Here is an 8,132-nt window from a genome sequence, read left to right as displayed (position 1 = left end):
GAAAAACTCGAATGGTGTGAACGCGCATGCCAAGGGCGTAGGATTGATGTGGTGCTCGGTGATACGCCTCACCCTGAGCTCAGCGAGTGGAACTGTGTGACGACGCCCCTTGCCTCACCCAATCGCGACTGGCGTCACGACCGGGTGAAATTACAGCGCGCCATTGAACATTTAGTTGACCAATAACGAGTGGTAACTTTGCTTGGTCTCGTGCAACAAAGTAATCATGGCATGCTTTGATTGCTCTACGTCCAACTCCGCCCCGGTTTTGGCTTTGGTATCTATTTGCGTAGAGAGATGACACAGGGCATCGGCGCCAAAACTGGCGGCGCTACTTTTCAACGCGTGGCTGATCTCTTTAAGGTACTCTAACACGTCCGTTGCACCGTCATCGGAGAGATGCTCAATGTAACTGCTCAGTTCCCCTAAAAAGATGTCTAATAGCACGGGGACGTTCTCTTGGCCGATTTCATCGGCCAACTTATCGACTTTAGCCTGATTCAAAACAGGTTCCATTAGCTTTCCTTAGCGTTCCACGCTTGTAATTTTCGATAGAGCGTTGACGGGCTGACATCCAAATACCCTGCGGCTTTCGGGATATTGCCATCACATGCGGCGATCGCCTGCTCAATGGCGTTTTTCTCAGTCAACCATAACGGAAAAATCTCATGCACTGAAATCGTCTCCGGTTGCGGTAAAGAGACTCGGATTTCATTGGTCGCCGGTTGGTTTAGCGGCGGCGGCAACATGTCTAAGGTGATCTCGCGGCCATTATTAAGCACAACGACGTTCCGTAACACGTTTTGCAGCTGACGCACATTGCCCGGCCACTCATAACGTTTAAAACGTTCGACCACATCCGGTGCCAGACGAACAAAGTCTTTCCCTTCTTCATTGGACATGAAACCCAGCAGCGAGTAGGCAATCTCTATAATATCTTCGCCACGCTCACGCAGTGGCGGGAGATGCAATGGGATCACATACAGGCGATAGTACAAATCTTCCCGAAAACGCCCCTCTTCCACTTCTTTCCAAGGGTCGCGGTTAGTTGCACACACAAAACGCACGTCCACGCTTTTCATTTTAGACGACCCGACTTTCTGGAAAGTACCGGTCTGGATAAAACGCAGCAATTTGGTTTGCAAGTCTAGATCCATCTCGCACAGCTCGTCCAAAAAGAGTGTTCCTCCATCGGCCAGCTCTGCGGCGCCCTGCCTGTCGGTTGATGCGCCCGTAAACGCCCCTTTCACGTGGCCAAACAGCTCACTCTCAATCAAATCCTTAGGAATCGCCGCACAGTTGATCGCAATAAAGGGCTTATCGCCACGTTTACTGGTGGCATGAATAGCCTCGGCGCACACTTCTTTACCTGTGCCACTCTCACCAGTGATAAAAATACTCGCTTTACTGGTTGCGGCAGAGTCTATGGTGCGATAGACCGCTTGCATGGTTTGGCTACTGCCGATGAACCCTTGATAACTTTGATTCCCCGGGTTATCGGCTTCGTTTTTCAACTTAGTGGCTTTACGAATCGCGTTGTTCACGGTTACGCGCAGGCGATCGGCTTCACACGGCTTAATCATGAAATCTTGCGCGCCAAGACGCATCGCTTCTACCGCGCTATCAATCGAGCCGTGGGCAGTCATAAAGATAACAGGGACATCCGGATCTTTCGCTTTCACCGCGGTTAATACGTCCATCCCCGTCATATCGGGAAGTCTTAAGTCGAGTAGGATGAGATCCGGTGTGCGAAAATTGAGGCTCTCAATCGCATCACGCCCAGTGCCGACGATATTGATGTCTATCCCCAGCGGCGTGAGATACGAGCGATAGAGCGCCGCAACGGACGCCGTATCTTCTACCATGAGTAGGTATTTGGATTTTTGAGTATTCATTGCCTAGCCGTCTATTTTTATTTTGCATTCGACTAAATGATTGCATTGCGCATTGCATTTTGCAAATTTATCACCTAAAAAGCACGTAATTGAATGAAAATCACGCTTTAAAAGTTGGCACGCTAGATGCAATAAACACTGTGACCCTCATGGGTCACCTAGCCAACTGACGTTGTTAGTGAACAAAGTATTCACAAGAATAGCCAATAGAACTGATTTCTGTTGGCTTTTTTTTGTCTTGTGATCTGGGATTAGCTGTTGGCAATAAATTGCTGCCTCAGCTTGTCAATTTGGTCACGCTTCTCAGCAGCAAGCTCAAATTCCAACTCTTGCGCATGACGATACATTTGCGCTTCGAGCTGACTGATCGCTTTCTCTAACTCTTGTGGGCTCATATTGCCATAGGATTGAGACAACTCGGCGACTTTGGACAAAGGCACGGCGTTTTGATTCTTCTGACGCTTCGACTTCGTGATATCACCTAGCTCCATAATATCTTTGATATTACGTTTTAATGCTTGTGGCTCTATGCCCATTTTCTCGTTGTAAGCTTGCTGTTTCTCGCGACGTCGATTCGTCTCGTCCATCGCTTTCTTCATCGACTTGGTGATGGTGTCCGCGTACAGAATCGCTCGACCCTCAATGTTTCGCGCCGCGCGGCCTATGGTCTGAATCAAGGAGCGCTCTGAACGCAAGAAGCCTTCTTTATCGGCGTCTAAAATCGCTACGAGAGAGACCTCCGGCATATCGAGCCCTTCTCGCAAAAGGTTAATACCCACTAGGACGTCAAACTCGCCAAGTCTCAGATCGCGAATGATCTCGACCCGCTCCACCGTATCGATGTCTGAGTGTAAATAACGCACTTTGACGTCATGCTCGGTCAAGTACTCAGTGAGATCCTCCGCCATTCGCTTGGTCAGCGTCGTGACTAACACACGTTCATCTTTCGCCGCTCGAATACGAATTTCTGACAGTAAATCATCCACCTGAGTCGCCACGGGGCGCACTTCAAGTTGTGGGTCAAGCAAACCCGTCGGCCTAACGACCTGATCGGCGATCTCCCCATCCGATTTCTCTAGCTCATAATTACCTGGCGTCGCTGAAACAAAAATGGTTTGCGGTGCCAATGATTCAAACTCTTCAAACTTCAACGGACGATTATCGAGCGCCGAAGGCAGACGAAAACCAAACTCCACTAAGGTCTCTTTTCGTGAGCGATCCCCTTTGAACATCGCGCCGATTTGCGGAACTGTAACGTGCGATTCATCAATCACCAACAAGCCATCGTGCGGTAGATAGTCAAACAAGGTCGGCGGCGGCTCTCCCTCATTTCGACCACTGAGGTAGCGGGAGTAGTTTTCAATCCCCGAGCAAAAACCCAACTCGTTCATCATCTCTATATCAAACTGAGTACGCTGGGAGATCCTCTGCTCTTCAAGCAATTTGTTGTTTTCCAGCAACGTTTTCTTACGCCCTTCCAACTCTACCTTGATTTTTTCTATCGCATCTAAAATACGATCTCGAGGGGTAACGTAGTGCGTTTTGGGATAAATGGTAAATCGCGGTAGGTCTCGCTGTTTCACCACACCCGTGAGCGGGTCAAACACGCTGATGCAATCTATCTCATCATCAAACATCTCAATCCGTACCGCATCTTGATCCGATTCAGCCGGGAAGATGTCGATCACCTCTCCACGCACTCGAAATTGGCCGCGCTCGAACGCAACGTCATTGCGGCTGTATTGCAATTCGGCCAAACGACGTAGGATGTCACGTTGGTCCATCACATCGCCGCGACGGATGTGCAACATCATTTGCAAATAGGATTCAGGATCGCCCAAACCATAGATCGCAGACACCGACGCGACGATGATGGCATCTTTACGCTCAAGTAGCGCTTTGGTGGCCGACAGGCGCATTTGCTCTATGTGCGAGTTAACCGAGGCGTCCTTTTCAATAAAGGTGTCGGTGGTGGGTACGTAGGCTTCAGGCTGATAGTAGTCGTAGTAAGAGACGAAATACTCAACAGCATTATTAGGAAAAAACGACTTCATCTCTCCGTATAGCTGCGCAGCCAGTGTTTTATTCGGTGCAAGTAGAATGGCTGGCCTTTGTGCTTGAGCAATCACATTCGCCAGTGTGAACGTCTTGCCAGAGCCCGTAACACCGAGCAGTGTTTGATGGGCAAGCCCTGCATCAAGGCCCTCGAGTAACTGCTTGATCGCGGTTGGCTGATCCCCTGATGGCTGATAGTCTGAGACCAGATCAAATACTTTATTCATACGCATGTACACCGTGAGACAATTTCGTCTATTTTGGCTGTATAGATATACAGACTCAATAGGCGAGAGAAAAATAAATTACCGATTTTTCTTATCTGTAGAATTTACTCTAGATCATCATATTCATTCCTGTTAATATTCCTCCCCCTAAAGGAAATCTACTCCTAAACCCCCTCTCTTTTACTCCACAGCTTACTCACATTTCAAGCTAATTTGTTACATTCTCTTTTTGTTATGCACAGGCTAAGATCTCGCCGTTTCTCAGGCATTTTCTCGATTATCATCTGATAGAACAAGGTGTTGTAACCCAAACTCTTCACGTTACAAATTAGAGTAAAGGCATTAATTTTGACCGAAATTTTACTTGATCAGATCTCATACACACACTTATCCACAATTTTGGTGGATAAGTAAATAGAGCCCAAATGCCGCAAGGGCTACAGAAAAGTAAAGCTTTTTTTATGATTAATTTTTGCGTTTTTACGCAGAAGGAAACTTGACAGATTTTCTGGTACTGCTAATATTCCGCTCGCTTTAGAGCAATTCCCCCTTAGTTCAGTTGGTAGAACGGCGGACTGTTAATCCGTATGTCGCAGGTTCGAGTCCCGCAGGGGGAGCCAAATTCAAGAAAGCCCAGCTTAGAAATAAGTTGGGCTTTTTTACGTTCAGAGCGTTGTGAACAGTGAATATGTCACAGCCGGATGGCCGGCCCGTTCAGCGAATAGATGGCTGAACGAACCAGATTAAATTATTGAAATCGATTAGTTGATAACGATAGTTGAACCAACCATTTCTTCATTCAGTACGGTTAGGTTAGACGCACCTACTGTACCCACCGCTTTCAATAGACCTTGCTCGTCGCGCTCCATCGCTGGTGCGTCTGTAGAAACACCTTCAGGCAACTGGTCTAAGCCTTCGATTTGACCATAGAAGATATTGTTAACAAACTTAGAGCCAACCATCTGGAATTTTTCACCCTCAAATTGTCGGAAGGCGTTTGTACCATCTTCAGTTGCAATAGATAGGTTGTTTTCAAATAGCGTATCAACAGCTGGGAAGATAGTTTCAACACGTTCATCGTTAGTTAAACTTACGCGGTGAATTGCATTACTCGCAAAAATACCTTGTGTGTTGTTCACTAACGTATTGTTCTTAACCACAACGTCTTTTGGTGTCCACTGCTTTTGCAGTGTTTTGCCGTCCTTTGAATCTTTACTTAGCACTTCGCCATTCGCTACATCGATGATGCCTGTGTTCAGCACAAGAGCGCCACGGTAAGTACCTTTACCTAATGTACCTTCGATATAGTTGTTTTCAATTATGTGGTTCTCATCATAGATACGGATACCGCCTGAGTTAGCCGTGTTACCCGGTAAGATCACGTTGTTTGTCACAACATTATTATGGCCATGACGTAAAGAAATCATCGAAGTACTGTTTTTGATTGTGTTGCCATCAAAAGTGATGCCACTCGCTTTCACAGAGATAAGCTCGATCTCGCCAGAGCCGTTTTTACCGACATAACCACTGATATTGTCGAAGTAGTTATTGCGGATAATACTTTGTGAATCAAACAGTGAGTTGTGGCTGTCACCCACGCGGATCGCTTGTCTGTCGTTACGGTTGGTTCTCACCATTTTCGGGTTAGAGTTTTCGATCAGCTCCATATCTAAAGCCGTCAGGTCTTTAAAGATGTTACCTTCGATCAGAGTTTTCTCTAACTTGTCTGATGTTGCCACAACAAGCATCGCGCCGCGCTTGTACTTACCTTCAAAAGTATTGTTGGTAATCTTGTTGTTTTCGCCGCCAACCGTGATCCAACGGATGTTAGGGTATTTTCCTTTCTCATCCGCTACGTATTCGTAATCGTTGAACTTGTAGATAACAGAGTTATTTAAGGTGTTGTTTTTACCAAAGATACCAAACACGCCCATGATGTTTGCATCATGACTTTCAGTGCTTAGCGTTGCGCCCCCATCAGTGAAGACTAAGCTCTCAATTAGGTTATTGTCACCCTTAATCAAGAACTGAGTTGAACCGTTAAAAATGGCAGTTCCAGGCTCTTGAGCGACAATCTTGACGTTGTTCGCTGATAAAGTCACACGACCTAAATCGGCATAGCGACCTGGTTTGATGCTAATAACGTCGCCATCTTGCGCGTTGTTGATGCTCTCACGCAGCTCCAGCACCTCTTGTGCAGAAGCCACAGCAACACCTTGATCAACCATAACCGCTGTCGGTTGGGTAACTTGTTCTGTGCTTGCGTGGCTCGTTGACGCGCTTGCGAATAGTAATGAACCTAAAATAAATGCAATTGGTGACTTTTTCATTAGTATCTCTTTCGTAGGGTATTTGAGTATGAGGCAAGGTTAGCAACACACAAGAGGGCGAGAAAACCGATTCGCCCTTGGAATGTGGTCTGAATCGCGTCGGCTTTGTTAAACTGTGGATAAGTTCAAATAATTTAATAATACAAATAGACCATGCCATTTAATGGTTGTAAAGGGGCTTGGTTCAGGTCAGTAGCTCTCTTAAATTTTATTTTAACTTATTGTTTTTTAAATCATTTTATCTGAGATCACCTTAACTCTTAGTAGAATTTTCAAACTAGAGCATATGAGAGACTCTGCAAATTAAGGATAATTTGTAATATTAGTGCACTTACAATAACGAAATATTGATCGAGATTTTGGGAAAGATACAGAGCATGAATGAGTTGGTAATTCTTTCTGCTAGCTGGAACACTGCTAATTTAGGTTATTACGGATAACTTTTCGTACCCCAAAACGTCAAAGACCACCGTTGTCAGCGATGGTCTGTCTGCGCGGAATTGGACATAATCTTCCACCTGCGATCTACATTGTTAGATTCTCTATATGCAGAATTCGCCGCAAAGTATGCAGAATCTCGTTCGGCCCGAATTGATTTTCCCAGAGCTCCGTTGGGAGGTTTAAGCGACGCAAAAAATATTTGCAATCATTCTACCTTATAGTTTATCTTCATTTGCAAAGCTGTATTGGCGAAAATCAGTGCAGCAATGTAGAGGCGCATTACCTATCAGTAGCTCAGTTTAGGTTGACAACCATTGACCCTGAGTGAAAGGAGTCAATGCCGAAGTGCCACGGGCGTCACCCCGTAGTGCTGGGGTTGTATCGAATAGGTACAGCACTGCCATAGTAAACTCGTTAGGATGACAAAAACACGTTTTCTATGGAGCGCTACAGATGGATGGTGAGCCAGTTTATATGTGTCCCCCCAAAGCTTTGCATCCTGCATCGCTGTTCTAGTAGCCTCCATAATATATATTGAGGTAAGAATGTCTGATTTTAACTTTTGGTTATTGTTTCTAACCACCGCTTTTGCTCTAAATGTCGCTCCGGGGCCTGATCTGCTGTACATCCTGACGAAGACAATTAGCAATGGAAAAAAGGTAGGCTTAGCATCGGCTATTGGTGTATGTACCGGAGCGCTTTTCCATGTGTTTGCTGCTTCCATTGGCTTATCTGCTATTTTAGTCTCTTCTGCACTAGCATTTAGCATTGTTAAGTATGTTGGTGCGGCTTATCTGATATATCTTGCTTATCAGTCATTTAGATCATCTGGATTTGAGTTAAATGCCGATGGCTCAAATCAGAGCAAAGAAACAGCATTTGAAGCATTTAAGCAAGGGGTACTAATCGACATTCTAAACCCTAAAGTAGCTATTTTCTTTATGGCGTTTCTACCACAGTTTGTTCGTGAAGACGCAGGCTCTGTATCATTCCAGTTGTTCTATCTCGGGTTACTTGTTATTGCGGTTGCTATCGTTGTGGAAGCTGCATATGTTCTTGCGGCAGACAAGATTTCTGAACGAGTTAGAAGCAGTAAAAAACTCAGCATCTGGTTAGATCGTGCTGTCGGAACAATGTTTGCTGGTCTGGGTGTAAAGTTAGCAGTATCAACAAACTAAAAATAT

At 45.6% G+C, this 8,132-nt stretch carries 5 protein-coding genes, 1 tRNA gene, 1 pseudogene and 1 riboswitch; of the genes and pseudogenes, 3 read left to right on the top strand and 4 right to left on the bottom strand.

Annotated elements, in window-relative coordinates; translation table 11 throughout:
• Positions 1-186, top strand: a pseudogene (locus AC6R0S_RS12515) (hypothetical protein); the annotation flags it as partial.
• Here AC6R0S_RS12515 and luxU read toward each other — a convergent pair.
• From luxU to uvrB, 3 genes are all read right to left on the bottom strand, one after another.
• Positions 172-516: a quorum-sensing phosphorelay protein LuxU gene (gene luxU / locus AC6R0S_RS12510; RefSeq protein WP_500632941.1), complete on the bottom strand. Its 345-nt coding sequence runs from the start codon at positions 514-516 to the stop codon at positions 172-174. The pseudogene AC6R0S_RS12515 and the gene luxU sit on opposite strands and share 15 nt — an antisense overlap.
• Positions 516-1,895 (bottom strand): quorum-sensing sigma-54 dependent transcriptional regulator LuxO, encoded by a 1,380-nt coding sequence (luxO, locus tag AC6R0S_RS12505; protein WP_334552735.1) that lies wholly within the window; start codon positions 1,893-1,895, stop codon positions 516-518. The genes luxU and luxO overlap by 1 nt, the downstream gene beginning before the upstream one ends.
• Before the next feature lie 251 nt (positions 1,896-2,146).
• Positions 2,147-4,177, bottom strand: coding sequence for an excinuclease ABC subunit UvrB (gene uvrB / locus AC6R0S_RS12500; RefSeq protein ID WP_487903397.1), 2,031 nt, complete (start codon positions 4,175-4,177; stop codon positions 2,147-2,149).
• 544 nt (positions 4,178-4,721) lie between these two features.
• On the opposite strand from uvrB, the gene AC6R0S_RS12495 reads away from it, so the two are divergent.
• Positions 4,722-4,797, top strand: a tRNA-Asn gene (locus tag AC6R0S_RS12495).
• A 141-nt stretch (positions 4,798-4,938) separates the two neighbouring features.
• Here AC6R0S_RS12495 and AC6R0S_RS12490 read toward each other — a convergent pair.
• Positions 4,939-6,507, bottom strand: coding sequence for a polysaccharide lyase 6 family protein (locus AC6R0S_RS12490; RefSeq protein WP_500638030.1), 1,569 nt, complete (start codon positions 6,505-6,507; stop codon positions 4,939-4,941).
• Positions 6,508-7,209: 702 nt separating this feature from the next.
• Positions 7,210-7,406: riboswitch (Lysine riboswitch) on the top strand.
• Between the two features lie 87 nt (positions 7,407-7,493).
• On the opposite strand from AC6R0S_RS12490, the gene AC6R0S_RS12485 reads away from it, so the two are divergent.
• Complete coding sequence (locus AC6R0S_RS12485; protein ID WP_263837520.1) at positions 7,494-8,126, top strand: LysE family translocator; 633 nt, start codon at positions 7,494-7,496, stop codon at positions 8,124-8,126.
• Positions 8,127-8,132 lie beyond the last annotated feature (6 nt).

The organism is Vibrio sp. R15-SG3-ISO1B (assembly GCF_059833835.1).
Note: the sequence above shows the minus strand (reverse complement) of the source record. Positions and strands in the feature narration are given on the sequence as shown.